22 protein-coding genes and 6 pseudogenes are annotated in these 26,581 nt (G+C 68.9%); 20 read left to right on the top strand and 8 right to left on the bottom strand.

The window, feature by feature from the left end:
* Positions 1-84: 84 nt before the first annotated feature.
* Positions 85-1,057, bottom strand: a pseudogene (locus V8F63_RS04455) (threonine/serine dehydratase).
* A 236-nt stretch (positions 1,058-1,293) separates the two neighbouring features.
* On the opposite strand from V8F63_RS04455, the gene V8F63_RS04450 reads away from it, so the two are divergent.
* The 4 genes from V8F63_RS04450 (at position 1,294) to V8F63_RS04435 (ending at position 4,069) form a co-directional block, all read left to right on the top strand.
* Complete coding sequence (locus V8F63_RS04450) at positions 1,294-2,193, top strand: FGGY family carbohydrate kinase (RefSeq protein WP_392354623.1); 900 nt, start codon at positions 1,294-1,296, stop codon at positions 2,191-2,193.
* Positions 2,178-2,681 (top strand): FGGY-family carbohydrate kinase, encoded by a 504-nt coding sequence (locus tag V8F63_RS04445; protein WP_392354622.1) that lies wholly within the window; start codon positions 2,178-2,180, stop codon positions 2,679-2,681. The genes V8F63_RS04450 and V8F63_RS04445 overlap by 16 nt, the downstream gene beginning before the upstream one ends.
* Before the next feature lie 96 nt (positions 2,682-2,777).
* Entirely contained in the window at positions 2,778-3,254 is a 477-nt protein-coding gene (locus V8F63_RS04440; protein WP_024354298.1) for an Rrf2 family transcriptional regulator, read from the top strand.
* Positions 3,251-4,069, top strand: a complete 819-nt coding sequence (locus V8F63_RS04435; protein ID WP_392355027.1) for an SDR family oxidoreductase — start codon at positions 3,251-3,253, stop codon at positions 4,067-4,069. Before V8F63_RS04440 ends, V8F63_RS04435 begins: the two co-directional genes overlap by 4 nt.
* A gap of 3 nt (positions 4,070-4,072) precedes the next feature.
* Here V8F63_RS04435 and V8F63_RS04430 read toward each other — a convergent pair.
* Positions 4,073-4,770: pseudogene (locus V8F63_RS04430) on the bottom strand (MarC family protein).
* 97 nt (positions 4,771-4,867) lie between these two features.
* On the opposite strand from V8F63_RS04430, the gene pyrF reads away from it, so the two are divergent.
* On the top strand, positions 4,868-5,590 hold the full coding sequence (pyrF, locus tag V8F63_RS04425; RefSeq protein ID WP_303683933.1) for an orotidine-5'-phosphate decarboxylase: 723 nt from the start codon (positions 4,868-4,870) through the stop codon (positions 5,588-5,590).
* A gap of 84 nt (positions 5,591-5,674) precedes the next feature.
* On the opposite strand, the gene V8F63_RS04420 is transcribed toward pyrF, so the two are convergent.
* On the bottom strand, positions 5,675-6,502 hold the full coding sequence (locus tag V8F63_RS04420) for a hypothetical protein (RefSeq protein ID WP_392354621.1): 828 nt from the start codon (positions 6,500-6,502) through the stop codon (positions 5,675-5,677).
* A gap of 302 nt (positions 6,503-6,804) precedes the next feature.
* Entirely contained in the window at positions 6,805-6,987 is a 183-nt protein-coding gene (locus tag V8F63_RS04415; RefSeq protein ID WP_392354620.1) for a DUF1674 domain-containing protein, read from the bottom strand.
* Between the two features lie 155 nt (positions 6,988-7,142).
* On the opposite strand from V8F63_RS04415, the gene htpX reads away from it, so the two are divergent.
* From htpX to infB, 6 genes and pseudogenes are all read left to right on the top strand, one after another.
* On the top strand, positions 7,143-8,123 hold the full coding sequence (gene htpX, locus V8F63_RS04410; protein WP_392354619.1) for a zinc metalloprotease HtpX: 981 nt from the start codon (positions 7,143-7,145) through the stop codon (positions 8,121-8,123).
* Positions 8,124-8,180: 57 nt separating this feature from the next.
* On the top strand, positions 8,181-8,909 hold the full coding sequence (gene trmB / locus V8F63_RS04405; protein WP_392354618.1) for a tRNA (guanosine(46)-N7)-methyltransferase TrmB: 729 nt from the start codon (positions 8,181-8,183) through the stop codon (positions 8,907-8,909).
* Positions 8,910-9,530: 621 nt separating this feature from the next.
* Positions 9,531-10,125: pseudogene (gene rimP / locus V8F63_RS04400) on the top strand (ribosome maturation factor RimP).
* Entirely contained in the window at positions 10,125-11,870 is a 1,746-nt protein-coding gene (gene nusA, locus V8F63_RS04395) for a transcription termination factor NusA (protein ID WP_278070079.1), read from the top strand. The pseudogene rimP and the gene nusA overlap by 1 nt, the downstream one beginning before the upstream one ends.
* Before the next feature lie 18 nt (positions 11,871-11,888).
* Positions 11,889-12,563: an RNA-binding protein gene (locus V8F63_RS04390; RefSeq protein WP_392354617.1), complete on the top strand. Its 675-nt coding sequence runs from the start codon at positions 11,889-11,891 to the stop codon at positions 12,561-12,563.
* Positions 12,564-12,675: 112 nt separating this feature from the next.
* Positions 12,676-15,680 (top strand): annotated as a pseudogene (infB, locus tag V8F63_RS04385) (translation initiation factor IF-2).
* A gap of 97 nt (positions 15,681-15,777) precedes the next feature.
* Here the strand turns inward: infB and V8F63_RS04380 are convergent.
* On the bottom strand, positions 15,778-16,521 hold the full coding sequence (locus tag V8F63_RS04380) for a class I SAM-dependent methyltransferase (RefSeq protein WP_392354616.1): 744 nt from the start codon (positions 16,519-16,521) through the stop codon (positions 15,778-15,780).
* 214 nt (positions 16,522-16,735) lie between these two features.
* On the opposite strand from V8F63_RS04380, the gene V8F63_RS04375 reads away from it, so the two are divergent.
* From V8F63_RS04375 to pnp, 7 genes are all read left to right on the top strand, one after another.
* Positions 16,736-17,239, top strand: a complete 504-nt coding sequence (locus tag V8F63_RS04375; RefSeq protein WP_313633689.1) for a hypothetical protein — start codon at positions 16,736-16,738, stop codon at positions 17,237-17,239.
* A 13-nt stretch (positions 17,240-17,252) separates the two neighbouring features.
* Positions 17,253-17,837, top strand: a complete 585-nt coding sequence (locus V8F63_RS04370; RefSeq protein WP_392354615.1) for a DUF2459 domain-containing protein — start codon at positions 17,253-17,255, stop codon at positions 17,835-17,837.
* Positions 17,831-17,956, top strand: a complete 126-nt coding sequence (locus V8F63_RS04365; protein WP_392354614.1) for a hypothetical protein — start codon at positions 17,831-17,833, stop codon at positions 17,954-17,956. Before V8F63_RS04370 ends, V8F63_RS04365 begins: the two co-directional genes overlap by 7 nt.
* 65 nt (positions 17,957-18,021) lie before the next feature.
* On the top strand, positions 18,022-18,474 hold the full coding sequence (gene rbfA, locus V8F63_RS04360) for a 30S ribosome-binding factor RbfA (protein WP_303704871.1): 453 nt from the start codon (positions 18,022-18,024) through the stop codon (positions 18,472-18,474).
* A gap of 3 nt (positions 18,475-18,477) precedes the next feature.
* Entirely contained in the window at positions 18,478-19,410 is a 933-nt protein-coding gene (truB, locus tag V8F63_RS04355; protein ID WP_392354613.1) for a tRNA pseudouridine(55) synthase TruB, read from the top strand.
* A gap of 89 nt (positions 19,411-19,499) precedes the next feature.
* Entirely contained in the window at positions 19,500-19,769 is a 270-nt protein-coding gene (rpsO, locus tag V8F63_RS04350) for a 30S ribosomal protein S15 (RefSeq protein WP_003166644.1), read from the top strand.
* Positions 19,770-20,028: 259 nt separating this feature from the next.
* Positions 20,029-22,263 carry a polyribonucleotide nucleotidyltransferase gene (pnp, locus tag V8F63_RS04345; protein ID WP_025976357.1) on the top strand — a complete coding sequence of 745 codons (2,235 nt, stop codon included), beginning with the start codon at positions 20,029-20,031 and terminating at the stop codon, positions 22,261-22,263.
* A gap of 265 nt (positions 22,264-22,528) precedes the next feature.
* Here pnp and V8F63_RS04340 read toward each other — a convergent pair whose 3' ends face one another.
* Both V8F63_RS04340 and rph read right to left on the bottom strand, forming a co-directional pair.
* Positions 22,529-22,897 (bottom strand): hypothetical protein, encoded by a 369-nt coding sequence (locus V8F63_RS04340; RefSeq protein WP_134581898.1) that lies wholly within the window; start codon positions 22,895-22,897, stop codon positions 22,529-22,531.
* A 68-nt stretch (positions 22,898-22,965) separates the two neighbouring features.
* Positions 22,966-23,691 (bottom strand): ribonuclease PH, encoded by a 726-nt coding sequence (gene rph, locus V8F63_RS04335; protein ID WP_025976355.1) that lies wholly within the window; start codon positions 23,689-23,691, stop codon positions 22,966-22,968.
* Between the two features lie 115 nt (positions 23,692-23,806).
* Here rph and hrcA point away from each other — a divergent pair.
* Positions 23,807-24,900 (top strand): annotated as a pseudogene (gene hrcA, locus V8F63_RS04330) (heat-inducible transcriptional repressor HrcA).
* A gap of 83 nt (positions 24,901-24,983) precedes the next feature.
* Positions 24,984-25,510, top strand: a pseudogene (gene grpE, locus V8F63_RS04325) (nucleotide exchange factor GrpE).
* A 114-nt stretch (positions 25,511-25,624) separates the two neighbouring features.
* Here the strand turns inward: grpE and V8F63_RS04320 are convergent.
* Positions 25,625-26,530, bottom strand: coding sequence for a dienelactone hydrolase family protein (locus V8F63_RS04320; RefSeq protein WP_392354612.1), 906 nt, complete (start codon positions 26,528-26,530; stop codon positions 25,625-25,627).
* Positions 26,531-26,581 lie beyond the last annotated feature (51 nt).

Below are 26,581 nucleotides of genomic sequence, written 5' to 3'. Positions count from 1 at the left end.
GTTCGCTGGCCTTGGTCATGGATGACGCTCCCCTTAGAGACGGGCGTCAGCTTAGCCGCTATCTCCCCGCCCGCGCCAGCGAGGTCATCCCCCGAACCGCCCCTCGATGACGGCGCTGAACAGGCCGGGGTCGACGTTGCCGCCGGACAGGACGACGCCGGTGGTCAGGCCCTCGCCCGCGACCTTGCCCGACAGAAGCGCGGCCAGAGACACGGCGCCGCCCGGTTCGATGACCAGCTTCAGCCAGCGGAAGGCGAAGCGCATGGCCTCGGCGACCTCGGCGTCGGTGACGGTCGCCGCGCCCGACAGGCGTTGGTTGATGGGGAAGGTCAGTTCACCCGGCATGGGCGCCATCAGGGCGTCGCAGATCGACGGCGCGCCCTCAGGATGGCCGACGCGCATCCCGGTCGTCAGCGAGCGGCGAGTGTCGTCGAAGGCCTCCGGCTCGACCACGATGACGCGGGTGTCCGGGCTCTGTTCGGCCATGACCAGATTGATCCCGGCGATCAGTCCGCCGCCCGAGGCGCCGCACAGCAGCTGGTCCATCGGCGCGCCCGCTTGCTCCAGCATCTCCAGCCCGACCGTGCCCTGACCCTCGATGACGAAGGGATCGTCGAAGGGCGGGACGAGGACGCAGCCGCGCTCGGCCGCGATCTCGGTGCCGATGGCCTCGCGGCTTTCGGTCCAGCGGTCGTAGAAACGCACCTCGCCGCCAAAGGCGCGCACCCTCGACCTTCACCGCCGGGCTGTCGGACGGCATGACGATCAGGGCGCGGGTCCCGACGGCCTTGGCGGCGGCCGCGACCCCTTGGGCGTGGTTGCCCGAAGAATAAGCCACGACGCCGCGCGTCTTCTCTTCGTCGGTCAGTCGGCTGATGCGGTTATAGGCCCCGCGGAACTTGAAGGCGCCCGCGACCTGCAGCGTCTCCGCCTTCAGCAGCACCCGCCCGCCGACGGCCTCGTTCAGGGCCGGATGCTCAATCAGCGGCGTGCGAACGGCGGCGGGAGCGATCTGGCGGGCGGCGTCGACGACGCCTTCGATGCTGGGCGTATGCATGGTTCCCTCTTACGCGCGGACGCGGGCTCTGCATAAGTGCCATCATGCATGCGAACATGATCCTCGCCATCGACCAAGGCACGACCTCGACGCGGGCGATCGCGTTTGAAGTGTCACAGCCTCAAGTAGGGCAAGGCCCGATAGGCGCAAAGGCAGATGCGCCTCAAGCAGGGCGAAGCCCGATAGGCGCAAAGAAAGACGGCGCGTTCAGCGCCGTCGCCGTCAGCCAGATCGAGTTGGCGCAGCACTTTCCGCAGTCGGGCTGGGTCGAGCATGACGCGGCCGAGATCTGGCGCGCGACGCTGCAGACCTGTCGCGAGGTGGTCAGGAAGGCGGGCGGCGTCGGCCGTTTCGCCGCCATCGGCATCACCAACCAGCGCGAGACGGCGGTGATCTGGGACGCGGCGACGGGCGAGCCCTTGCATCGCGCCATCGTCTGGCAGGACCGGCGTACGGCCGAGGCGACGGGCAAGCTGGCGGCGGCAGGGCATGAGGCGATGGTCCAGGCGGCGACGGGCCTGATCCTCGATCCCTATTTTTCGGCGTCGAAATACGCCTGGCTGCTGGACGCCGTGCCCGGCGCGCGCGAGCGGGCGGCGCGGGGCGAGGTCAAGCTGGGCACCATCGACGCCTGGCTGATCTGGAAGCTGACGGGCGGCAAGAGCCACGTCACCGACGCCACCAACGCCAGCCGCACCAGCCTGATGGACCTGACGACGCGCGCCTGGCGTCCAGACCTGTGCGACCTCTTCAACGTGCCGATCGAGGCCCTGCCCGAGATCAGGGACTGCGACTCCCTGTTGGGCCAGACCGATCCGGCTCTGTTCGGGCGCGCCCTGCCGATCCACGGCGCGGCGGGGGACCAGCAGGCGGCTCTGGTCGGCCACGGGGCGCTGAAGCCGGGCGACGCCAAGATCACCTACGGCACCGGCGCCTTCCTGGTCGCCAATGTCGGCGCGGCGCCGGTGGCCTCGACCTCGCGGCTGCTCGGCACGCTAGGCTACGCGGCGGGCGGGGAGGCGGCCTATGCGCTGGAGGGGTCCATCTTCTCGGCCGGGTCGGCGATCCAATGGCTGCGCGACGGGCTGAAGGTGCTGTCGGATCGCGCCAGTCCGAGGCCGTGGCCCAGTCGCTGACGGACAACGGCGGGGTCTATCTGGTCCCCGGCTTTACTGGATTGGGCGCGCCGTGGTGGGAGCCGGAGGCGCGCGGCACCATCGTCGGTCTGACGCGCGACAGCGGCCCGGCGCATATGGTCCGCGCGGCGCTGGAGAGCCTGGCCTACCAGACCCGCGACCTGCTGGACGCCTTGAAGAAGGACGGCGCGCCGCCGCTGAAACGGCTCAAGGTCGACGGCGGGGTCACCGCCAACGCCTTCGCCATGCAGTTCGTCGCCGACATCTGCGAGGTCGAGGTCGAGCGCCCGGCCTTTCAGGAAATGACAGCCATGGGGGCGGCGCGGCTGGCGGCCTATGGCGTCGGCCTGACGTCCGCGCTGTGGACCGCGCCTGCTGAGTCGCCCGCCGTCTGGACGCCGCGCATGGAGCCAGCGGAAAGAGCGCGTCTGCTGACAGGATGGCGCGCCGCCGTGCGGGCGGCCGTCGCGGCGGCGCGACCTGAGTAGGCGGGCGGCGGTCGCTATTTGGAACAGTTATTATTGCAGATTGATTTGTGAAACGGGTGCGGAAGGCCTACCTATCGGTCTGGAGCATGAACACTGATGTCTGACAGCCAACGTTTTCCCGTCGCCGCCCACGCCCTGGCCTATCTGGCCCACAAGGGCGCCTATGCGGCGACCGAGGCCGAGCCGAGCGCCGTCCTGGCCGCTTCGGTGCCGACCAATCCGGTGGTCATCCGCCGGGTGACCGCCCTGCTGGCCAAGGCGGGGCTGATCGCGACGCGTCCGGGCGCCTCGGGCGGGTCGTGGCTGCTGCGGCGGCCTGAGACCATCTGTCTGGACGAGGTGCTGCGGGCGGTGAACGGTTGCGCCCATCTGGGCTCTCCGCCTGCAGGGGCTAAGGGCTGCCCGATCGGCGAACATATTCCGCGTCAGGTGGCCAAGGCTCTGACGGCGGCGGATCAGGCGGCGGGCGCGGCCCTGTCGAAGATCACCATCGCCGACCTGCTGGAAGAAGATCCCGAGGTGCTACGCGCCTTCGCCCCGCATCCGTCCTGTCCCAACGCCGACGCAGCCTGACGGGCCGTCCGTGGGGAGGGCGCCGCACCGTTCTGATCACCGGCGCCTCGGCGGGCATAGGGGCGGCGCTGGCCCGCGTCTGCGCCGGGCGCGGATACGACCTGATCCTGACCGCCCGTCGCGAAGGGCCGCTGCAGAGCCTGGCCGAGGAACTGGGCGCTGCGTACGGCGTCGCGATCGCCGTCCTTCCGGCTGATCTGGCTGACCCTGACGCGCCCGGCCGTCTGGTCGAGACGATCGCGGCGCGGGGCCTGGCCGTCGACGGCCTGATCAACAACGCAGGCTTCAGCCGCACCACCGGCTTTCTGAGCACCGACCCGGTCGACCACGCCGCCATGATCCGCGTCATGCTGAGCGCGCCGGTCGAACTGTCGCGTCTGCTGCTGCCGGGCATGGCCGCGCGCGGATGGGGCCGGGTGCTGAACGTCGCCTCCCTGGCCGGGCAGATGCCCGCGACCGGCGGCGACACCCTTTACGGCCCGATCAAGAGCTTCCTGATCAAGGCGTCGCAAGGGTTGTGGCTGGAGATGCAGGGGACGGGCGTGCACGTCACCGCCCTGTGCCCCGGCTACACCTATACCGAGTTCCACGACGTCAACGGCTCGCGCGAGCAGGTCTCGGCCGCCTATCCGAAGTGGATGTGGATGGACGCCGATCGCGTCGCGCGCATCGGTTGGGACGCGGTCGAGGCGAACCGCCCGCGCGTGACGCCGGGCATGATGAACAATGTGCTGGCGGCCCTGGGCGGAATGCTGCCCGACACGATGGCGTTGAAGATGGTCGGCGGCCACGCCAGGCGGCTGGACCGCCTCTAGCGGCTACTGGCCGCCCGCCGGATAGGGGGCGGTGACGCCGGCGCTGAACATGCCCGGCAGAGCCTCGCCCAGACCCATCAGAATGAACTGGATCGCCAGGGCGCACAGGATCAGGCCCAGCACCCGCACCACAATGGCCATGCCCACGTCGCCGAGGATGCGGCTGATCGGCCCCGTGGCCGAGAAGCACAGGAAGGTGACCACGCAGGCGGCGATCATGGCGACCAGGGAGGAGACGGTGCCGACCAGGCCCAGCTTGGCCGCCTCGCCGGCGTTGATGATCACGGCCGAGATGGCGCCGGGCCCGATCATCAGCGGAATGGCGAACGGCACGATCAGCCGCTTGAAGCGGCGCTTGGCGTAGCCGCGCACGTCCTTGGCGTCGGTCGCGGCGTCGGCGTCGGCGAAGATGGCGAGGAAGTCCTCGCGCGCCATGTCCAGACCGAGCAACAGCAGCAGGATCCCGCCTGCGATGCGGAAGGCCGCCAGCGAAATGCCGAAGAACTGCAGCAGGCCCAGGCCAGTGAAGAAGAAGAAGCCGAGGAAGACCACGGCGAACAGGCAGATCATGGCCGAGACGCTGATCCGCTGACGCAGGAGGCGCCCGCCGTGGCCGCCGCGAAGATCGGCACATTGCCGATGGGGTCCAGCAGGGCGAACAGCGCCACGAACAGGTTGACCCCCAGATCGACCGCGTTCATTGCTCCATCCCGCCCTTAAAACCCGCCGCGCGACCGCGACTCCTTGCCCCACCTATCGGGGCATCCGCGCGCGCCTGCAAGCCGCCGAGAGCTGGAAATGTCCGCAGACCGACCCAATCGTCCTTTCGATCCGCGCGTGATCTGCGCCCTGGACGTGCCGACGACCGATGAGGCGCGGGCTTTGGTTGAGCGGATCGGCGATGCGGTGGGCTTTTACAAGGTGGGGCTTCAGCTGTTCGCCTCAGACGGCATGGCGCTGGCGCGCGAGTTGAAGGCGTCCGGCGCCCAGGTGTTCCTCGACTGGAAGCTGCACGATATCGGCGCGACGGTGGAGAAGGCGACGGCGGCGCTGGCCCATGCGGGTTGCGATCTGCTGACCGTCCACGCCCGGCCGCAGGTGATGGCGGCGGCGGCGCGCGGCGCGGCAGGCTCGGACCTGAAGATCTTGGGCGTGACCGTCCTGACCAGCCTGACCGACGACGATCTGAGGGCGGACGATCACAGCCTGTCGGCCGCCGAACTGGTGGAGCTGCGGGTGCGCCAGGCGCTGGAGGCGGGCGTCCACGGCGTCGTCTCCAGCCCGCATGAGGCGGGCCGGGCGCGGCGGATTGCAGTCGAGGGCGGCAGCGAGGACTTCTTGATCGTCACCCCGGGCGTGCGGCCTGCCGGGGCGGCGATGGACGATCAGGCGCGCGCGGCGACCCCGGTCAGCGCGCTAGAGGCCGGGGCGACCCATCTGGTCATCGGACGCCCGATCACGGCCGTCGCCGATCCGCGCGCGGCGGCTCAGGCGATTACGCAGGAGATTGCGCTGGTCTGATGGTTAGAGGACTGATCCCGAAGGGGATCGTGCTTCACGTGAAACAGAAAGGGCGGCGTCCGCAGACGCCGCCCTTTTTCGTGATCAGCCGCGCTCGCCGCGTTCCTGGCGGTAGGGCCGCTCGGTCGGCGACGGCGCAGACGGCGGGGCCGGCGGCACGGCGTAGTAGCCCTGATCGAAGTTCACGACCGGCGGGGCCGTCTCGACGCGCGGCGGTTCGACATAGACGTCGGGCCGGGCCACTTCGACCTGGGCCGGGGCGACGCGCACGTCAGCGGCGGCGACATGGACCGGCGGCGGGGCGACGTGGACGCGGGCCGGTTCGACGTAGACCGGGGCCGGCTGCACATAGATCGGCGGCGACTCCACATAGACGGGCGGCTGCGAAACATAGACGGGCGGCTGGCTGACGTAGATCGGCTCGGAGCGGTAATGCACGGGTTGAGGCGGCGGGCCGCAGCGGCCGCAATCCTGGCTGTAACCGCCCTGATAATAGCCCTGCTGCTGATAGCCGCCACCGTACTGACCGCCGCTGTATTGGCCGCCATAGCCGCCATAGCCATAGCGCGCCCACGGATAGCGGCCGTAGCCGTCGACCGGATAGCCGAAGGGCATGGAGCGGGTGACGCCGGAATAGCCATAGCCTCCCTGCTGGATCGGCGGTTGCGACGGAGCGACCACGACGGGCGGCCGCACCCGGCCGCCGTAGCCGTACCCATAGCCGTAGCTCTCGACGGGGCCGTAGCCGCCCTGCCAGCCGGTGTCGCTGTACCAGGTCTGGGCGCGGCTCTGAACCACGGGACCGCGGGCGTAGCCTGCGGCGGCGTTATAGCGGGCGCCGGCCTGATGGGCCTCGGCGGCGCCGGCGATCAGCATCGCCGCGCCGGCGGCGGCGTAGAATAGAGCCTTCATGGCTGCGCTCCTTGTTTCGGCCGCAAAGGTTAATGCGGATCTCGTCGGAGCGTTCATTATTCTCCCGTCAAGGGAACCAGCGCGGGTTGGGGCAGCCGCAGACTGGGCGACAGCGCGGTCGCCGACTCAAGCAGCAAGCGCGCCCTCGTCGCGAAAGATGGCGTCTTAAGTCAGCTCAAGCAGCGAGCCGCCGTGCGGCGAGCGGTAGCGCACTAAAAACTCAAGCAGCGAGCCGCCGTGCGGCGAGCGGTAGCGCACTAAAAACTCAAGCAGCGAGCCGCCGTGCGGCGAGCGGCAGCGCCCTAAAAGTCCACCGCGAGGCCCTTCTTCTCCCAATCGCCGAAGCGGGTCGGCTCGGGCCCTTTGCGGCCGCCGACTTCGTTGGGCAAGGCGGCGTCGTCTTCGGCGGCGCGGCGTTCGGCCGCTTCCAGCAGGGCGCGGCGCGCGGCCTCGCTTAGCGGGCGGTCCGGCGTGGCGTAGGGCACGTCGGCGTTGAAGACGTCCTCGGCAGAGGTTTCGGTCGGGGGTGGGCTGTTCGGTCACAGGTCGCCTGCCTTGAGAGCGGGGATACTGGGGCTCAAATAGACGTTCCGGCCGAACACGCCACCCCTGAAGCCCGTTAGCTCGCTCGAACGCTCGCATGAACCACCTGAAGACATTCGCCCTGCTGGCCGTGATGACCGCCCTGTTCATGGGGATCGGCTATCTGATCGGCGGCGCCACGGGCATGGCGATCGCCCTGGCCGTGGCGGCGGGGATGAACCTGTTCAGCTACTGGAACGCCGACAAGATCGTCCTGAAGATGTACCGCGCCCAGCCGGTGGACGAGACCCATCCTAACGCCGTGGTGCGCGCCTATGTCGCCGATGTGAAGCAGATGGCGCAGGACGCCGGCCTGCCCCCGCCCAACATCACCATCATTCCGAACGATCAGCCCAACGCCTTCGCCACGGGACGCAACCCTCAGAACGCGGCGGTGGCGGCGACGACGGGCCTGCTGGACATGCTGACGCGCGAGGAGATCCGCGGGGTGATGGCGCACGAGTTGGCCCATGTGAAGAACCGCGACACCCTGACCATGACGGTCACGGCGACGGTGGCGGGCGCCATCGCCATGCTGGCCAACTTCACCCTGTTCTTCGGCGGCGGGGACGACCGCGAGCGGCCCGGCGGGATGATCGGGACCATCGCCCTGATGCTGCTGGCGCCGATGGCGGCGGGTCTGGTGCAGATGGCGATCAGCCGCGCCCGCGAATACGAGGCCGACCGCGTCGGCGCCGAGATCGCCAACGACCCCCAGGCCCTGGCCTCGGCCCTGCAGAAGATCGAGGCCTATGCGCGCGGCGCAGTGAACGCCCCGGCCGAGCGCAATCCGGCCACGGCCCATATGTTCATCATCAATCCGCTGAACGGCAAGGGCGCGGACAATCTGTTCTCGACCCACCCGGCCACCGGCAACCGCGTCCGCGCCCTGATGGAGCTGGGGGCGAAGATGGGCATGAGGACGCGCCCGGCGGCGGCCTTCGTGGCGCCTTCGCCCTCCGCCGCGCCGGTCCGGGGGACCAGCGTGCCCACGACCGATGACGGTCGTGCATCGCCGCCGCGCGGCCCGTGGGGCTGAACCTTCCGCACCGAGGGGGCTTTGCGTGCGCGGGCATTAGCCGCTAGAGCGCGCGCCATGACCGACGAGACCGATCCCAAGCCGTCCGACGCCGAGCGCCCCGAGTGGGCCAAGGCGCATGGCCCGCTGCGCTCCTTCGGGCGCATCAAGTCGCGGCCGATCAAGGCGAAGCAGGCGGCCCTGTTCGACACCCTGATGCCACGCATCGCCGTGCCGGACCCGGCCAAGGGGCCGATCGACCCCCTGGCCCTGATGCCAGGCGCGAAGGCGGCGTGGCTGGAGATCGGTTTCGGCGGCGGGGAGCATCTGGCGGCCCAGGCGGCGCGTCATCCCGAGGCGGTGATGATCGGCTGCGAACCCTTCCTGAACGGCGTCGCCTCGGCCCTGAGGCATGTCGAGGAAGGCGGGCTTCAGAATGTCCGCCTGCACGCCGACGACGCCCGCGCGGTGATGACGGCCCTGCCGGACGCCTCGCTGGACCGGGTGATGATCCTCTTCCCCGACCCCTGGCACAAGGCGCGCCACAACAAGCGCCGCTTCCTGCAGGACGAGACGGCGGTGGAGATCGCCCGCCTGCTGAAGCCGGGCGGCAAGGTTCGCTTCGTCACCGACTGGCTGGACTACGCCGACTGGGCGCTGGAGCGGCTGGCGCGCACGCCGGGCCTGACGCGCCTCGAGACGGGCGCCGACTGGTTCGCCGCGCCCGAAGACCACGTCGTCACCCGCTATGAGGAAAAGAAGCTGGGCGACACCGATCCGATTTTCCTGGAGTTCCAGAAAGGCTGAAGCGATGGGCGAGGGAGGGTCGATTACCGAAAAAGCCGATCCTCATTGGCCCCAGCTTTTGCTCTGCGTCGTGCTCGCTCCGGTGTTGTCGGCAATCTTCTACGGCCTGGCGGGGCGTCTGGCGGGTAGCGCGGAGGCCTCGGTGATGCTGTCCCCGCTCGGGTGGATGTTGGCGCTGTTTTACGGCTTCCTGCCAACGCTGCTGTTCGGGAGCGTGGGCTGCGCCCTGGGCGGGCGCTTTCTGTCGAGGGCGCCATGGCCTGCATGGGGGCGGCCGGCGGCTTGGCGGCCTCGGCCTATGTGGCTGTCTCGTTGGCTATGGGCGGAATGAACCTGGGTGTTGGGTGGTTCGCGCCCTGGGCCACGCTGCTGCTCAGTGAAGACGGTCCGGCGTTGCTAGGAGGGAGCGGCTCATGGGCCGTGCCGCTCTGCATCGTCCTAGCTGGATTCGTCGCAGGGGCGCTCTATCGCGGGATGTCGAAGGCCGCGAGGGCGACAAGGGGCTGACACGGCCCCCGCTTTGGCCTATATGACCGCTCACATCGTTAGACCGACGTCCAACGGCGTCGTTTCAAGCGGCGGCCCGGATGGACCGTCGCTTTTGTTTTCTGGAGTAGCCGTTTGCGGGCCAAGACCGCCGAAGACCGTGCTCTGCTTGAGCTGATCGACCCCGTGGCCGAGAGCCTGGGGCTGGCGGTCGTGCGCGTGCGCCTGATGGGCGGGACGCTGCGTCGTCGTCTGCAGATCATGGCCGAGCGCCAGGCGGACCATGACATCTCGGTCGAGGAGTGCGCCCGCCTGTCGCGCGCCGTGTCCGAGGTGCTGGACGCCGCCGATCCGATCGCGGGCGAGTACCTGCTGGAAGTCTCTTCGCCCGGCATCGACCGGCCGCTGACCCGCCTGATCGATTTCAGCCTGTTCGAGGGCTATGAGGCCCGCCTCGAGACCGACCGCATGGTCGAGGGGCGCAAGCGCTTCAAGGGCATTGTCGCCGGAACCGAGGGCGAGAACGTCGCCATCGATCTGGACGGCGAGGACGAGACCGCCTTGATCCCCTTCGCCTGGCTGGCCGACGCCAAGCTGGTGCTGACCGACGAACTGCTGAAGCGCGGCGCCCCGCGCGGCGCGCGGCGAACCTGAAGACGATGGCCTGCCTGAGGGCGCGCCGGACGACAACTCCGACTCCACTCAAGACTCCACCAAGGACGACGCCTGATGGCCGTGACCGGAATCTCCGCCAACCGCCTGGAACTGCTCTCCATCGCCGACGCCGTCGCGCGCGAGAAGAGCATTGACCGGGAAATCGTCATCGACGCGATCGAGGAGGCGATCCAGAAGGGCGCCAAGTCGCGTTACGGCGCGCACCACGACATCCGCGCCAAGATCGACCACAAGACCGGCGAGCTGACCCTGACGCGTCACGTCACCATCGTCGCCGACGACTGGCAGCCCGAAGACGAGCTGGAAGAGTTCAACGACAGCGCCATGGTGCGTCTGCGCGACGCTGTGAAGCGCGACGCCGAGGCCGAGGTCGGCAAGGAATACGTCGAGGTCCTGCCGCCGTTCGAGTTTGGCCGGGTCCAGACGCAGATGGCCCGCCAGGTCGTGACCGGAAAGGTCCGCGAGGCCGAGCGCGCCAACCAGTACGAAGAGTTCAAGGACCGCGTCGGCGAGATCGTCAACGGCACGGTCAAGCGCGTCGAATACGGCAACACCATCGTCGACCTGGGTCGTGGCGAAGGCATCATGCGCCGCGACCAGTCGATCCCGCGCGAAGTGTTCAACATCGGCGACCGCGTCCGCACCTACATCTATGACGTGCGCCCGGAAGCCAAGGGCCCGCAGGTCATGCTGTCGCGCGCCCACCCCGGCTTCATGGCCAAGCTGTTCGCTCAGGAAGTGCCGGAAGTCTATGACGGCGTGATCGAGATCCGCGCCGCCGCCCGCGACGCCGGTTCGCGCGCCAAGATGGCCGTGCTGTCGAACGACAGCTCGATCGATCCGGTCGGCGCCTGCGTCGGCATGCGCGGCTCGCGCGTGCAGGCGGTCGTGGCCGAACTGCAGGGCGAGAAGATCGACATCATTCCGTGGGTCGACGACGAGCCGACCTTCATCGTCAACGCCCTGGCCCCGGCCGAAGTGGCCAAGGTGGTGCTGGACGAAGAGGCCGACCGCGTCGAGGTTGTGGTGCCGGACGAACAGCTGTCGCTGGCCATCGGCCGTCGCGGCCAGAACGTGCGCCTGGCCTCGCAGCTGACCGGCTGGCAGATCGACATCATCACCGAGTCTCAAGACAGCGAGCGTCGCCAGCGCGAGTTCGCCGAGCGGACCACCCTGTTCCAGGAAGCCCTGGACGTGGACGAGACGATCGCCCAGCTGCTGGTCACCGAAGGCTTCGCCACGGTCGAAGATCTGGCCTTTGTCGAGCCTTACGAGATCGCGGAGATCGAAGGCTTCGACGAGGACACCGCCGAAGAACTGCAGACCCGCGCCCGCGAGCACCTGGATCGTCTGGCGGCCGAGCTGGACGCCAAGCGCGTGGCCCTGGGCGTCGAAGACGGCGTGCTTGAGGTTCCGGGCGTGACCGCCGCCATCGCCGTCGCCCTGGGCGAAGGCGGAGTGAAGACGGTCGAGGATCTGGCCGATCTGGCCACCGACGAAATCCGCGGCGGCTACGAAGTGCGCGGCGGCGAGCGGGTCAAGGTCGCCGGCGTGCTGGAAAGCTTCAACCTGAGCCAGGAAGACGCCGAAATGCTGATCCTGCAGGCGCGCGTGGCCGCCGGCTGGATCGACGCTTCGGAACTGCCCCAGCCTGAGTACGTCGAGGAAGAGACGTTCGAGGGCGAGTTCGATGGCGACCTCGACGGCGAGGGCGAAGACGCCCCGGCCGCCGACGCGAGCGACGACGGTGAGGCGCAAGCCGCCGCCGTCGACCTCGACGACCAGTCCCGCGACATGTGATGGGAGCCGCAGCTGTCCATGAGGTCGTCCGAGACGTTGATCGATAGGGATCGTCAGGACCTGGCGTCGCGCCAGGCCCTCGATGAATCTCGCCTGATCCGTTTCGTGGCCGACCCGGACGGCGCGGTGGTCCCCGATCTGGCGCGCAAGCTGCCGGGCCGGGGCCTGTGGGTCGCCGCCGACCGCGCCTCTCTGGAGGCGGCGATCAAGAAGAACCTGTTCGCGCGCGCCGCCAAGGCGCCGCTGAAACTCGCCGCCGACCTGCCCGATCTGGTCGAAAAGCTCTTGGTTCGGCGCTGTCTGGACCAACTGGGCCTTGCCCGGCGCGAAGGCGTGCTTATCTCTGGCTTCGAGAAATGCGCTGCGGCGATCCGCAGCGGCCGCGCCGCATGGCTGATCGAAGCCGCCGACGGCTCGGCCGACGGGCGCGGCAAGCTTCTGGCCCTCTCCAGACACGCCTCGCCCGCCCCCGAAATCTGCGGGGCTTTCAGCGCGGACGATTTGAGTTTGGCCCTTGGGCTGGAAAATGCGATACACGCCGTCCTGCTGCAAGGCGGGCGGGCTGATCGCTGGACCCTGGAGGTTCAGCGGTTGGCGGGATTTCGACCTCTCTGTCCCCAGAGCTGGAACCGGGCGGGGCCCGAACACGGCGCAGAGGACGACCGGGGCGACGCCCCGGATGGAGAGCCTTAGGGTTTGAGCGGCGGCGGGCCTGTTTCCGAAACAACGGAGGCGGGGCCGCATTCTGCTATGGGTGATTGAGACAGGCGAAGGCGGAATTCTCCGCCCTGAGTAAAGCGACCGGATGAGCGACGAAAACAACAATTCCAACGACGGCAAGACTCCTGCCAACGCGCCTTCGCAGACGGGGCCGCGCGCTCCGCTGAGCCTGAAGCCGCGCGCGACGGGTTCGGTCTCGACCGGCACTGTGAAGCAGAGCTTCAGCCACGGCCGATCCAAGACCGTCGTCGTCGAGACCAAGCGCCGGGCGGGCGCACAGGGCGGGCATCAGCGTCCGCAGGGCTTCGAGGTCGCGCGTCCGCGTTCCGAAGGCGGCGCGCCGCGTTCAGCGGCCCCGCGTCAGCCGATGGGCGGAGGCCTGTCGGCCGAGGAGCAGGAAGCGCGTCGCCGCGCCATCGCTCTGGCCACCCAGCAGGCGGCTGAAAAGCAACGCCAGGCTGTAGCCGCCAAGGCCGCCGCCGAGGCCGCTGAGCGCGAGCAGGCCGCCGCCGCTGAAGCCGCCGCCTCCAAGGCCGCCGCCGAAGCCGCCGCCGCCAAAGCCGCCGCTGAAGCCGCGCGCGTCGAGGCCGCCAAGCTGGGCGCCGCCGCGCCCGCGTCGGACAAGGCCGCTGCGCCCAAGGTCGAAACGCCCAAGGCTGTGGCTCCCAAGGTTGAGACCCCCAAGGTCGAGGCCCCCAAGGTCGAGGCCAAGCCCGAACCGGTGAAGCCGGCCGCGGCCGCGGCTCCCAAGCGCCCCGCCGTCAACTTCGGCCAGCGCGCGCCCAAGATTCCGCAAGGCCGCGCGCCGCTTGAGCGGCCCGCCTTCGGCGGCCGCTCGGCCCGCGAACAAGCCATGGGCGGCGAGCGTCCGCAGGCCAGCGAACCGGCGCCGCGTGAAGCCGGCCGCGAGGGCGGCGAGCGTCCCGCCCGTCCGGCCCAGACGGTCCGCTATTCTGCTCTGAACCCGCGTCCGGCCCCCGGCGCCCGCACCGGCGCCGCCGGCGCGGCCCGCCCTGGCGGTCGTCCGGCCCCGAACCAGCCCCCGGCCCAGCCCGAGGTGGCCCGTCCCAGCCGCGCCGGCGGCGGCTTCGCTCGTCCGGCCGGACGGGAAGATGACCGCGAGAAGCGTTTCGGCGACAATGCGCCGGGCAAGGCCGTCAGCCGCACGCGTGGCGAGCCCAAGCGCCGCGAAGGCCGCCTGACCATTCACTCGGTGGCGGGAGGCGATGAGGACGCTGTCGAGCGGATGCGCTCGCTGGCCTCGGTGCGTCGTGCTCGCGAACGCGAGAAGGAAAAGCGCCGCGGCGGTTCGACCGAAACGCCCAACCGTCCGCGTGAAGTGGTCATTCCCGACACCATCACCGTTGGCGAACTGGCCAACCGGATGGCCGTGCGCGGCGTCGACATCATCAAATTCCTGATGCGTCAGGGCCTGATGATGAAGATCAACGACGTGATCGATTCCGACACCGCCGAACTGGTCGCCGAGGAATACGGCATGGCCGTCAAGCGCGTGTCGGAATCCGACATCGAAGAAGGCTTCATCGCCGAAGCCGACGACGCCGACACGGGCGACGTGCGCGCCCCGGTCGTGGCCATCATGGGCCACGTCGACCACGGCAAGACGTCGTTGCTGGACGCCCTGCGCACCACCGACGTGGCGGCGGGCGAAGCTGGCGGCATCACCCAGCACATCGGCGCCTATCAGGTGCGGCTGGGCGACGGTCAGCGCATCACCTTCCTGGACACGCCAGGCCACGCGGCCTTCTCGGCGATGCGGGCGCGCGGCGCCAACGTCACCGACATCGTCGTCCTGGTCGTCGCGGCCGACGACGGCGTCATGCCGCAGACGGTCGAGGCCATCCAGCACGCCAAGGCGGCCGGGGCCCCGATCATCGTGGCCGTCAACAAGATCGACAAGCCGGACGCCAATCCGCAGAAGGTCGTCAACGAACTGCTGCAGTATGAAGTCATCTCGGAGAGCCTGGGCGGCGACACCCAGATCATCGAGCTGTCGGCCAAGGAGAAGCTCAATCTCAACGGCCTGACCGACGCCATCCTGTTGCAGGCCGAGGTCATGGACCTGCGCGCCAACGCCGAGCGTTCGGCTGAAGGCGTGGTCATCGAGGCCAAGCTGGACAAGGGTCGCGGCCCGGTCGCGACCGTCCTGGTCAAGCGCGGCACCCTGCGTCGCGGCGACATCGTCGTGGCCGGTTCGGCCTGGGGTAAGGCGCGCGCCTTGCTGAACGAGCGCAACGAGCAACTGCCGGAAGCCGGTCCTTCGGTCCCAGTCGAGATCCTCGGCCTGGACGAGGCCCCGTCGCCGGGCGACGTCTTCGCTGTGGTGGAATCCGAGGCCCGCGCTCGCGAACTGACCGAATACCGTCAGCGCGTGAAGCGCGAGAAGACGCAGGTCTCGGGCGGTTCGCTGTCGCTGGTCGACATGATGTCCAAGCTGCAGTCCAAAAAGGTCTCGGAACTGCCGGTCCTCATCAAGGCCGACGTTCAGGGCACCGCCGAAGCCATCGTCGGCTCGCTGGACAAGATGGGCAACGACGAGGTCCGCGCCCGCACCGTCTATTCGGCGCCGGCGGCATCACCGAGAGCGACGTCAACCTGGCCAAGTCGGCCGGGGCGCCGATCCTGGGCTTCAACGTCCGGGCCTCGAAGCAGGCGCGCGATCTGGCCGAACGTGAAGGCGTCGAGATCCGCTATTACTCGATCATCTACGACCTGCTGGACGACATTAAGGGCGTGCTCTCGGGCATGCTGGCGCCGCTCCAGCGCGAAACCTTCCTGGGCAACGCCAAGGTTCTGCAGGCCTTCGACATCACCAAGGTCGGCCGGGTCGCGGGCTGCCGCGTCACCGAAGGCGTGGTCCGCAAGGGCGCGCGCGTCCGCATCATCCGCGACGACGTGGTGGTTCTGGAGCTGGGCGTGCTCAACACGCTCAAACGCTTCAAGGACGAGGTCAACGAGGTGCCTTCGGGCCAGGAGTGCGGCATGCAGTTCCAGGGCTTCCAGGACATCAAGGAAGGCGACTACATCGAGTGCTTCACCGTCGAAGAGATCAAGCGCACCCTGGACTAGTACGCCTAGATCTGGACGTTTGAGCCTCACGGCCTGAAACATGAAGGGCGCGGTTTCGAAAGAAGCCGCGCCCTTTGTCTTTGGCTTGCGTTGGCAGTTAGTCCTCGACGACAGACTTCAGCGCGCCGTCCGAGAAGGTCAGGATGAAGCGCTGGACCGGCGCCGCGTCGTCGGCCTGCAGCTCGATCTCTAGCCGTTCGCCGGTCAGTTCGGCGCTCATCGAGACCTCCGTCTCGCCTAGCCAGGCGCGCCCCGTGACTTGTTGATACGTCTGTTCCAGCTCCAGTCGGCAGGCCGTCCCGTCCTCGCGCGTCCAGTCCCATCGTCCGGCGACCGGGGCCGGAACGGTCCATTTGTAGATGTAGCCGTCGGCGACCTTGATCCGCTCATCCGCTGGCCAGTCGCCCATGTCGAAGGCGTGCGAGACGATGCGGGCGCCGGGCTTCAGCTGGCTGAGGAGACGCGGGCGCAGCTCCACATTGATCGACTGCAGCAGATACAGGCTGACCACGGTGGCCTCGCTGACATCGACGCTAAACAGGTCTTCCTCGATGAAGTCGACCATATGCTCGACCCCGGCCCAGCCGGCGTACTCCATGGCGTCGGCGATGCGCGTCGGGTCGATGTCGAAGCCGATGCCGTGGGCGTCGCGGTCGCGGGCGGCGGCGATGACGATCCGGCCGTCGCCGCAGCCGAGGTCATAGAGGCGATCCTTCGGCCCTACGCCGGCCAGGGCAAGCATGGCGGCGACGGTGTCTTCCTCCGTCGGAACGAAGGGCACGGCCAGATAATGGTCCGGGTCCTGGGCGTAGTTGTCGATGTCGAAGGGGTCTTTGAACACGGCGCTCGGATCATGAAGAGGAGGAACGGGCGAAAGGATGCCTCGGCAGGGATCCGTATGCTCGCGCGCGCATCATGCCGGACCGACGCCCGCCTCGCCAGCGGCCGCGTATTGAAGGCTTCATCTGGCCTTGCGTTGGCCTTAGGGTTCGGCCATCGCGTCGGGGGCGCCGAACAATGGACCGCAAATGTCACGTGCTGGACCGTCTCTTCTGTTGATCGCCACGCTGGCTGGCGCGGCCGCGTCCCCGGCCGTGGCCGACACGCGGTTCCTGTCGTTTGACGCCAGCGACCGCCCGACCCAGGCCCTGACGCGCGGCGTGACGCTGGAGGTGGAGCGCGGCTGGTTCGGCGCCACCTCGGTGAGGAACCTGTTCTCCTCGACCTCGCGCGGCTCGGCCCGGTTCGAGCGCGGCGGACCGGACCAGGTCCGGCGCGTCCTGCCCCAGGGCGCAGCCGACGGCGGCGTCTACAGCATCCTGGCCGACGGCGACGGCCGCGCCCTGTCGCGCGCCCTGTGTCCGGGCGCCGATGAGGCCTTCATCGTCGTGGGCCGGGTGCGGGCGGGCCATCCGCTGACGATCGAGACGGTCGGCCGCTGGGCTGACGGCCAGTTCCGCCACTGCGTCAGCCTGAATTACAGCTATCGCGGCGAGTGGGCGACGATGCAGGGCTCTTCGCCTGCGCGCGATGTTCCGGCGGCCTTCGGCAACAACTAAAGGCGAGGCGGGCGTGCTGATCCGCTGGAGCCTCGCTGTTCTTCTGGGTCTGCTGGCTGGTCTGTGGACGGCGCAGCGGCCGGGCGATCCGGCGCTGTTTCCGCCCCAGGACGCACAGGCGGCGATCGTCGTCCATCTGCTCGACAACGGATTTCACACCGATCTGGTCGCGCCGCGCGCGGCGCTGGCGGGCGGAGACGATGCGCTGGCGCGGGCGGTGCGAGCCCTGCCGCCCGGCGACTGGGTGCGGATCGGCTGGGGCGACGCCGCCTTCTATGTCGAACAAGGGCCGATCAGCCGGCGGCTGCCCGACGGAGCGCGGGCCCTTTTCAAACCGGGCGGCAATCCGTCCGTGGTCATGCTGGACCCGGATCCGGTCGATCCCGCCCTTCTGTCCGACGAGATACGGACGACCCTGAGCCTGTCGTCCGACGGCTTTACCGCCTTGCGCGCGCGCGTGGCGTCCTCGCTCCAGCGGGATGCGGAGGGGCGAGCGGTCATCGCCGCGAGGATGCCGGACGACGACGCCGTCTTCTACGCCAGCCAGGAGACCTTTGGGTCGGCCATCTGTGCAACCACTGGACGGCCGAGGTGCTGAACGCGGGCGGCCTGCCCATGCCGATAGTGCGCAGCCTGACCTCTGGCGCGGTGATGCGGGCGGCGCGAACCGCCGAACAACGCGCGGCGGAACTGGACTTGCGCGGCGCAGACGACTAGACCCCGCCCCTTCGCGTTTCAGAGCCGGCGTCCGATCCCCGGCGGCGCGAGCAGGAGGAGCCCCGATGGCCCGCAAGCAACACACCCGCAACGCCAGCGGCCCGCTGGGCCCGTCGCAGCGTCAGCTGCGCGCCGGCGAGCTGATCCGCCACGCCCTGGTCGACGTCATGCGCGAGCATGAGATTCACGACGAGGCCTTGCTGGGCGTCTCCGTCACGGTGACCGAGGTGCGGATGAGCCCGGACCTGCGCCACGCCACCTGTTTCGTCGAGCCTCTGGGCGCCGGCGTCGAGGCGGCCGAGACGGCGGGGCAAGAGAGCGCCATCATCAAGGCGCTGAACGAACACGCCAAATTCCTGCGCGGCCAGCTGGGCCGCCGCATCGACATGAAGTTCACGCCCGACCTGAAATTCCGCCACGACGAGAGCTTCGACGCGGCCAGCCACATGGACCGTCTGTTCAATGATCCGCGTGTGCGCGCCGACATCGAACAGGCTGACGACCAGGGCGAAGACTGACTCATGGCGCGGCGCAAGAAGGGCGATCTCGTCAACGGCTGGGTGTGTCTGGACAAGCCCTATGAGATGGGCTCGACCGAGGCGGTGACGAAGGTCCGTCGGCTGTTCAACGCCCAGAAAGCGGGCCATGCCGGGACGCTGGACCCGCTGGCCTCGGGCATACTGCCCATCGCGCTGGGCGAGGCGACCAAGACCGTGCCCTTCATGATGGAGGCGCAGAAGGTCTATCGCTTCACCATCCACTGGGGCATTTCGACCGACAGCATCGACCGCGAGGGCGAGATCATCGCCCGCTCCGACGTGCGGCCTTCGGTGGAGGCGGTGACGGCGGCGTTGCCGTCGTTTGTCGGCGAGATCGACCAGACGCCGCCCGCCTTTTCGGCCGTAAGGGTCAATGGCGAGCGCGCCTATGATCTGGCGCGGGCGGGGGTCGAGGTCGAGCTGCAGCCGCGCCGGGTGACCATTCACGAGGCGGCCGTGACGGCCGCGCCCGACGCCGATCACGTCGAGATCACGATGCGGACGGGCAAGGGCGTCTATGTCCGTTCGCTGGCGCGCGACCTGGCGATCATGCTGGGCGCGGAGGGCCATGTCTCGGACCTGCGGCGCGAGCGGGTGGGGCCGTTCTCGGTCGACAACGCCGTAACGCTGGATTTTCTGGAAGAGTTGGCGCATAAGGGCGCCGCCTTTGAGGGCTTGCTGCCCGTTTCGACCGCTCTGGACGACATCCCGGAGTTGGCCGTGACGGATCAGGACGCCCTCTCTTTGAGGCAGGGACGGCCGATCGTTCTGCTCCCCCGACAGATTGAAACGCTCAAGGCCCGGCTCGCCGCCGGCTCGCGGCTGGTTTCGGTCTTCGAGGGCGGAACCCTGGTCGCGCTCGGCAATCTCAGGGCCGGTCGGCTTGAACCCGACCGTGTTTTCAACCTCCCTTGAAGCAGGCCGACCGCTTGCCGACAGGAACTCCAACGCCCTCAAACAGCGAGCCTCCGCGAGGCGAGCGATAGGGCAAGAAAGGACCTCCGATGTCGATTACGGCTCAACGTAAAGCTGAAGTCATCGCCGACAACGCCCGCTCGACGGGCGACACTGGTTCGGCCGAAGTGCAGGTCGCGATCCTGACGGAACGCATCGCCAACCTGACCGAGCACTTCAAGACCCACAAGAAGGACAACCACTCGCGTCGTGGCCTGCTGAAGCAGGTTTCGCAGCGTCGTCGCCTTCTGGACCACCTGAACAAGACCGACAGCGCCCGCTATCAGGCGCTGATCGCCAAGCTGGGCCTGCGTCGCTAAGGCGCCCCGGTTGCGGATCGGATAATCTCCACGAGGCGCGGGCGGTCACGTCCGCGCCTCGTTCCGCTATTAGTAGCAAGCTTCCCGCGCGCCGCGGGTCTGACCGGCGCAACCGACGCGAGGGCCTTGAATCCGGTCCTCAATCACCCGCCCGGCCGCGACGTCGCGGCCAGGTCAACGGGGACCGTTAAGGACTGAACGGCCTGACGCTCCGCACACCCCCGACGGGAATACGCCCGCGGGAGACGAAAGACGAAACATGTTCGATATCAAACGCAAGACGATCGAGTGGGCCGGCCGCCCGCTGACCCTGGAGACGGGCCGCATCGCCCGTCAGGCCGACGGCGCCGTGCTGGCGACCTACGGCGAGACCGTGGTCCTGGCCACCGTCGTCTACGGCCGCCAGCCCAAGCCGGGCCTGGATTTCTTCCCGCTGACCGTCAACTACCAAGAGAAGACGTTCGCCGCCGGCAAGATCCCGGGCGGCTACTTCAAGCGTGAAGGCCGTCCGACCGAGAAGGAGACCCTGGTCTCCCGCCTGATCGACCGCCCGATCCGCCCCCTGTTCGTCAAGGGCTTCAAGAACGAGACCCAGGTCATCGTCACCGTGCTGCAGCACGACCTTGAGAACGACCCCGACATCCTGGGCATGGTCGCCGCCTCGGCCGCCCTGACCATCTCGGGCGTGCCCTTCATGGGCCCGATCGGCGCCGCGCGCGTCGGCATGATCGACGGCGAGCTGGTGCTGAACCCGGCCATCGACACCCTGGGCGAGAGCGCCCTGGACCTGGTCGTCGCCGGCACGCAAGACGCCATCATGATGGTCGAATCCGAAGCCAAGGAGCTGTCGGAAGAGAAGATGCTCGAGGCCCTGATGTTCGCGCACGCGGGCATGCAGCCGGTGATCGACGCCATCATCGACCTGGCCGAGCACGCCGCCAAGGAGCCGTTCGACTTCCAGGCCGAAGACCACTCGGACGTGGTCGCCTCGATCAAGTCGCTGGTCGGCGAAGAGATCAAGGCCGCCTACGCCCACCCGGGCAAGTACGAGCGCCGCTCGGGCGTGGACGCCGCCAAGAAGAAGGCCGCCGAGGCCCTGGTGAAGACCGACGAGAATCCGGACGGCGTCGACTCGTCGAAGTTCTCGGCCGCGTTCAAGGAGTGCGAAGCCGACGTCCTGCGTCGCGACATCATCGAGAACAGCCACCGCGTCGACGGCCGCGCCCTGGACAAGGTCCGCGCCATCGTTTCGGAAGTCGGCGTCCTGCCGCGCACCCACGGTTCGTCGCTGTTCACGCGCGGCGAAACGCAAGCTCTGGTCGTCGCCACGCTCGGCACCGGCGAGGACGAGCAGTACATCGACAGCCTGACGGGCACCTACAAAGAGTCCTTCCTGCTGCACTACAACTTCCCGCCCTATTCGGTCGGTGAAGCGGGCCGCATGGGCTCGCCGGGCCGTCGCGAAATCGGTCACGGCAAGCTGGCCTGGCGCGCCATCCGCCCGATGCTGCCGTCGCGCGAAGACTTCCCCTACACCATCCGCCTGGTGTCGGAGATCACCGAGTCCAACGGCTCGTCCTCGATGGCCACGGTCTGCGGTTCGTCGCTAGCCCTGATGGACGCCGGCGTGCCGCTGGTCCGTCCGGTCTCGGGCATCGCCATGGGTCTGATCCTGGAGCCGTCGGGCGAGTTCGCCATCCTGTCGGACATCCTGGGTGACGAAGACCACCTGGGCGACATGGACTTCAAGGTCGCGGGCACCTCGGAAGGCATCACCAGCCTTCAGATGGATATCAAGGTCGCCGGCATCACCAAGGAGATCATGCAGCAGGCCCTGACGCAGGCTTCGGCCGGCCGTCTGCACATCCTTGAGGAAATGTCCAAGGCGATGGAGGCCCCGCGCGCCGAGCTGGGCGAGTTCGCGCCCAAGATCGAATCCATCAAGATCGCGGTCGATAAGATCCGCGAAGTGATCGGTTCGGGCGGCAAGGTCATCCGCGAAATCGTCGAGAAGACCGGCGCCAAGGTCGACATCGGCGATGACGGCACCATCAAGATCGCCGCCAACGAGCAGGAGAAGATCGAAGCCGCCAAGGCCTGGATCCAGTCCATCGCCTCGGAGCCGGAAGTCGGCACGATCTACACCGGCAAGGTCGTGAAGGTCGTCGACTTCGGCGCCTTCGTGAACTTCTTCGGCGCCAAGGACGGCCTGGTCCACGTGTCCCAGATCGCTCTGGAGCGCGTCGCCAACCCGGCCGACGTCCTGTCGGAAGGCCAGGAGGTCAAGGTCAAGTTCCTGGGCTTCGACGATCGCGGCAAGACCAAGCTGTCGATGAAGGTCGTCGATCAGGAAACCGGCGAGGACATCACCGACAAGATCAACGCCGAGCGCGCTGAGCGCGGCGAAGCTCCGCTGTCGGAAGACACCGGCGGGCGTCCCAAGCGTGACGGCGACCGCAACGGCGGCGACCGCGGCCGTCGCCGTCGCGACTAAGCCTCGGCGTCATTGCTGAAGTAAGAAGGCCCCGGCGGAGCGATCCGCCGGGGTTTTCTTTGGGCGCTATCGCTCGCCGCGCGACGGCTCCCTGCTTGAGCGCGCCTTCTCCCTCCCCTTCATGGGGAGGGTGGCTGAGGCCGCGAGGCCGAAGCCGGGTCGGGGCGGCTTGGCAAATCAACCGCCGAGGCCAGGACCACCTGGCCCTCCCCACCCGGTCTCCGCTTCGCTTCGACCACCCTCCCCATGAAGGGGAGGGAGAAGATCAGCTCTTGCACTCTTTCGGCGCGGTTTCGCCGTCGCGGGTCCACATCGCGCAACTGCGGTCGATCTCGCCCTGGATCAGGTCGCAGGGGTTGGCGGCGTTGCAGGGCGGGCGCGTGGCGGGGCTGACGGCGACGCAGCGCTGGACCAGACGGGCCGAAGCCGCTTCGCCCAGGGTCTCGCGGCAGGGGCGATCGTCGATGGGTACGCGCTGGGGCGCCATATCCGGGCCTTCGGGCAGGCGGGCTTCGGGTTCGCGGGCCGGGGAGGGCGCTGGCGTCGGCGCCGACGTGGCCGGTTCGGGGCGCGGCTGGCAGGCGATCAGCAGCCCGCTCAGGGACAGGCAGGCCAGAAGAGACAGTCGGGTCATGTGCGGACTTTCGGATCGGGGTTCGCCTTGGCAACGACGATGACCCCGATGCGGCTCCGCGAAAAGTCTTATCGGCGGGCGGCTTCGACGGCGGCGCGCTGCAGGGCGAACAGCTCGGCGCAGCCGATTTCCGCCAATTCGAACAGGCGGTCGAACTCGGCCCGGCTGAAGCCGCGCTTCTCGCCGGTGGCCTGGATCTCGACGATCTGGCCCGCCCCGGTCAGGACGAAGTTGCTGTCGGCCTCGGCGGTGGAGTCCTCCTCATAGTCGAGGTCCAGCACCGGCAGATCCTTGAACACGCCGCAGGACACGGCCGCCACCTGGTCCAGGATCGGGTCAGTCGTCAGCACGCCCTCGTCCTTGAGGTAGTTGAGCGCCGAGGCCATCGCCACCCAGGCGCCGGTGATGGAGGCGGTGCGGGTGCCGCCGTCGGCCTGGATCACGTCGCAGTCGATCAGCACCTGACGCTCGCCCAGCGCCTTCAGGTCGACCACGGCGCGCAAGGAGCGGCCGATCAGGCGCTGGATCTCCTGGGTGCGGCCCGACTGCTTGCCGGCGGCGGCCTCGCGCCGGCCGCGCGTGTGGGTGGCGCGCGGCAGCATGCCGTATTCGGCCGTGACCCAGCCCTGACCACTGTTGCGCATCCAGCCCGGCACCTTCTCCTCGATCGAGGCCGTCACCAGCACCTTGGTATGGCCGAAGGAGACGAGGCAGGAGCCCTCGGCGTAGCGGTTGACGCCGGTTTCCAGCGTGACGGTGCGGAGTTGTTCAGGGGTGCGTTCGGACGGGCGCATGGGAATTCCTTGGAAGCGGGATGGCGCGTGCTTATCCTGAAACCATGAGCCTGTCCCGCCCTGACCTGTTTGCGGCGCCTGCCCCGTCCGTTCCGGCGGGACGGAGGGCGCCGACATGAGCCTGCTTTACCCCTCGCCGGGTCTGGCGACGCTGGATGCGCGGGCGCGCGACATCTTTCGCCGGGTGGTCGAGACCTATCTGGAGACGGGCGATCCGGTGGGGTCGCACACCCTGGCGCGCGCCGGGCTGGACCTGTCGCCCGCCTCGATCCGCAACACCATGCAGGCGTTGACGCAGGCCGGTCTTCTGGCCTCGCCGCACGCATCGGCCGGGCGGGCGCCGACCCATGCGGGCCTGCGCCTGTTCGTGGACGGCCTGTTGGAAGTCGGCGACATCGGTCAGGAGGAGCGGCGCGAGATCGACGCCCGCCTGGCGGTGCTGGGCGCCAAGGGCGGCGGCCGCAATGTCGAGGAGGCGCTGGATGCGGCCTCATCCCTGCTGTCGGGTCTGGCGGGCGGGGCAGGCATCGTCGCCAGCCCCGTGCGCGAAGCCGGGGTGCGCCACGTCGAGTTCGTGGCCTTGGGCGGCGGACAGGCGTTGGCGGTGCTGGTCGCCGACGACGGGGTGGTCGAGAACCGGCTGATGAACCTGGCGCCGGGCGTCACCCCCTCGACCCTGCAGGAGGCGTCCAACTTCCTCAGCGCGCGGCTGAAGGGCGCCCGCTGGCCGAGGCCCGGCACGAGATGAAGGCTGAGATGGAGGCCGCGCGGCGCGATCTGGACGCCGCCGCCGCCCGTCTGGTCGAGGATGGGCTGGCCGCCTGGAGCGGCGGCGCAGGCGGCGCGGGCCACGATCGCAACCTGATCGTGCGCGGGCGCGGCAACCTGTTGCAGGACGCCCGCGCGGCCGAGGATCTGGAGCGGGTGCGCGTCCTGTTCGACGATCTGGAGCAGAAGGAACAGCTGATCGGCCTGCTGGACGATGTCGGCGCGGCCCAGGGCGTGCGCATCTATATCGGCGCGGAAACGCGACTCTTTTCGCTTTCGGGTTCCGCCGTGATCGCGGCGCCCTATATGTCGGGCCGGCAGCGGGTGCTGGGCGCCATCGGCGTCATCGGGCCCGCGCGGTTGAACTACGCCCGTGTCATACCGTTGGTGGACTATACCGCCCGGGTGCTGGGCCGGATTCTGGACGGACAAGAGACGTGAACGACATCAACGACGAGACCCGGGACCAACTCGAGCAGGACATCCACGAAGGCGAAGCTGCGCCTGAAGGCGATGAAAACGCCGTGGTGGACGCCCTGATCGCCGAGCGCGATCAGTGGAAGGACCGCGCCCTGCGCGCCGTGGCCGATGCCGAGAACACCAAGCGCCGCGCCGAGACGCAGCAGAACGACGCGCGCGCCTACGCCATCCAGCGCTTCGCCAAGGATCTGCTGGGCGTGGCCGATACGCTGGAGCGCGGTCTGGCGGCGGCGCCAAGGACGCCGAAGGCCCGACGGCGGCCATGGTGACGGGGCTGGAGCTGACGCAGAAATCCCTGCTGTCGGCCTTTGAGGCCAACGGCCTGACCCGCGTCGATCCGGCGCCGGGCGACGCCTTCGACCCGCACCTGCATCAGGCGATGATGGAGCAGCCGTCGGACACCGTGCCGGGCGGCGCCGTCATCCAGACGCTGCAGCCGGGCTACGCCCTGTTCGGCCGCACCGTGCGCGCGGCCATGGTCGTGGTCGCGGCCAAGGGCTCGAGCCCGGCGACGGGCGGCGCCTATGCCGATCCGAACACGACCGGCGGGAATTTCGACGCCAAGGCCTGAGGCTTTCGCGCGTTGATATGACGACGGCCCGGCGCAGACGCGTCGGGCCGTTTTTATACGCCTGCGAAATAAACCGCTCATCTCGGCGGACGCCGGGATGAGCGGGCGGAGAGGTCAGCCCTTCAATTTCGAATCGAACAGTTCGAGCAGCCGCCGCCAGCCGTCCTTGGCATCCGCCTCGCGGTAAGAGGCGCGGTAGTCGGCGTGGAAGCCGTGCGGGGCGTCGTCATAGAGGACGATCTGGCTGTCGGTCCGCCCTGCGGCCTTCAGCGCCTCGTTCATCGCCCTGACCGTGTCGTTGGGAATGCCGCTGTCCTGGGCGCCGTAAAGGCCCAGCACCGGCGCCTTGAGTTCGCCCGCCAGGTCGATGGGCCAGGGGCGGCCCGTCGCCTTCTGGTCGTCGCTCGCATTGGCGGCGGGCGACAGGCGGCCGTACCAGGCGACCCCGGCGTCCAGCGTCGGGAAGCGGGCCACCGCCTGCCACACCACCTTGCCGCCCCAGCAGAAGCCGGTGATGCCGACCTTGTCGGCCTTGGCCCAGGACTGGGCGCCGATCCAGTCCAGGGTGGCGCTGATGTCGCCCATCACCTGATCGTAGCTGGCGGCGGCGACGATGCGCTGGATCGCCTGCATGTCGCTGAGCGGGGCCGGGTCCTGGACGCGCACGAAGAAGGCGGGCGCCACGGCGGCGTAGCCCGCCTTGGCTAGGCGGCGGCAGACATCGCGGATGTATTCGTGCACGCCGAAAATCTCGGACACGACGATGACGACCGGGAAGGGGCCGGCGCCTTCGGGCCGGGCGACATAGGCGGGCAGGCTGAAGCCGTCGGGCGCCGGATAGGCTGCGTCCTGCGTGGCCAGCCCCGCCGCGTCGGTGGCGATCGGCTGGGCCGACTGGCTGAGGGCGGCCGGGGCGTAGGCGGCGAAGAACAGCCCGCCGGCTGTCGCCACGCCCAGGCTGCGGCGGCTGGGGGCGATCTGGTCGGGGCTCAGGCCCTCGGGCCGGGTGATCAGGGTCATCGCGGGTCTCCGGTCGGCGCTGTGGAAGCGGCGACAGTGCCTCGGCTTTCC

Source organism: Brevundimonas sp. LF-1 (genome assembly GCF_037055305.1).
GTDB lineage: Bacteria > Pseudomonadota > Alphaproteobacteria > Caulobacterales > Caulobacteraceae > Brevundimonas > Brevundimonas sanguinis.
This window is presented reverse-complemented; position numbering and strand designations above follow the sequence as displayed.

What these genes read in the sequence shown, in the direction of transcription:
- V8F63_RS04440 (WP_024354298.1), top strand. Translation starts at nt 2,778, where the DNA reads ATGTCTGACAGCCAACGTTTTCCCGTCGCCGCCCACGCCCTGGCCTAT.
- pyrF (WP_303683933.1), top strand. Translation starts at nt 4,868, where the DNA reads ATGTCCGCAGACCGACCCAATCGTCCTTTCGATCCGCGCGTGATCTGC.
- V8F63_RS04420 (WP_392354621.1), bottom strand. Translation starts at nt 6,502, where the DNA reads ATGAAGGCTCTATTCTACGCCGCCGCCGGCGCGGCGATGCTGATCGCC.
- htpX (WP_392354619.1), top strand. Translation starts at nt 7,143, where the DNA reads ATGAACCACCTGAAGACATTCGCCCTGCTGGCCGTGATGACCGCCCTG.
- trmB (WP_392354618.1), top strand. Translation starts at nt 8,181, where the DNA reads ATGACCGACGAGACCGATCCCAAGCCGTCCGACGCCGAGCGCCCCGAG.
- nusA (WP_278070079.1), top strand. Translation starts at nt 10,125, where the DNA reads ATGGCCGTGACCGGAATCTCCGCCAACCGCCTGGAACTGCTCTCCATC.
- V8F63_RS04390 (WP_392354617.1), top strand. Translation starts at nt 11,889, where the DNA reads ATGAGGTCGTCCGAGACGTTGATCGATAGGGATCGTCAGGACCTGGCG.
- rbfA (WP_303704871.1), top strand. Translation starts at nt 18,022, where the DNA reads ATGGCCCGCAAGCAACACACCCGCAACGCCAGCGGCCCGCTGGGCCCG.
- truB (WP_392354613.1), top strand. Translation starts at nt 18,478, where the DNA reads ATGGCGCGGCGCAAGAAGGGCGATCTCGTCAACGGCTGGGTGTGTCTG.
- rpsO (WP_003166644.1), top strand. Translation starts at nt 19,500, where the DNA reads ATGTCGATTACGGCTCAACGTAAAGCTGAAGTCATCGCCGACAACGCC.
- pnp (WP_025976357.1), top strand. Translation starts at nt 20,029, where the DNA reads ATGTTCGATATCAAACGCAAGACGATCGAGTGGGCCGGCCGCCCGCTG.
- V8F63_RS04340 (WP_134581898.1), bottom strand. Translation starts at nt 22,897, where the DNA reads ATGACCCGACTGTCTCTTCTGGCCTGCCTGTCCCTGAGCGGGCTGCTG.
- rph (WP_025976355.1), bottom strand. Translation starts at nt 23,691, where the DNA reads ATGCGCCCGTCCGAACGCACCCCTGAACAACTCCGCACCGTCACGCTG.
- V8F63_RS04320 (WP_392354612.1), bottom strand. Translation starts at nt 26,530, where the DNA reads ATGACCCTGATCACCCGGCCCGAGGGCCTGAGCCCCGACCAGATCGCC.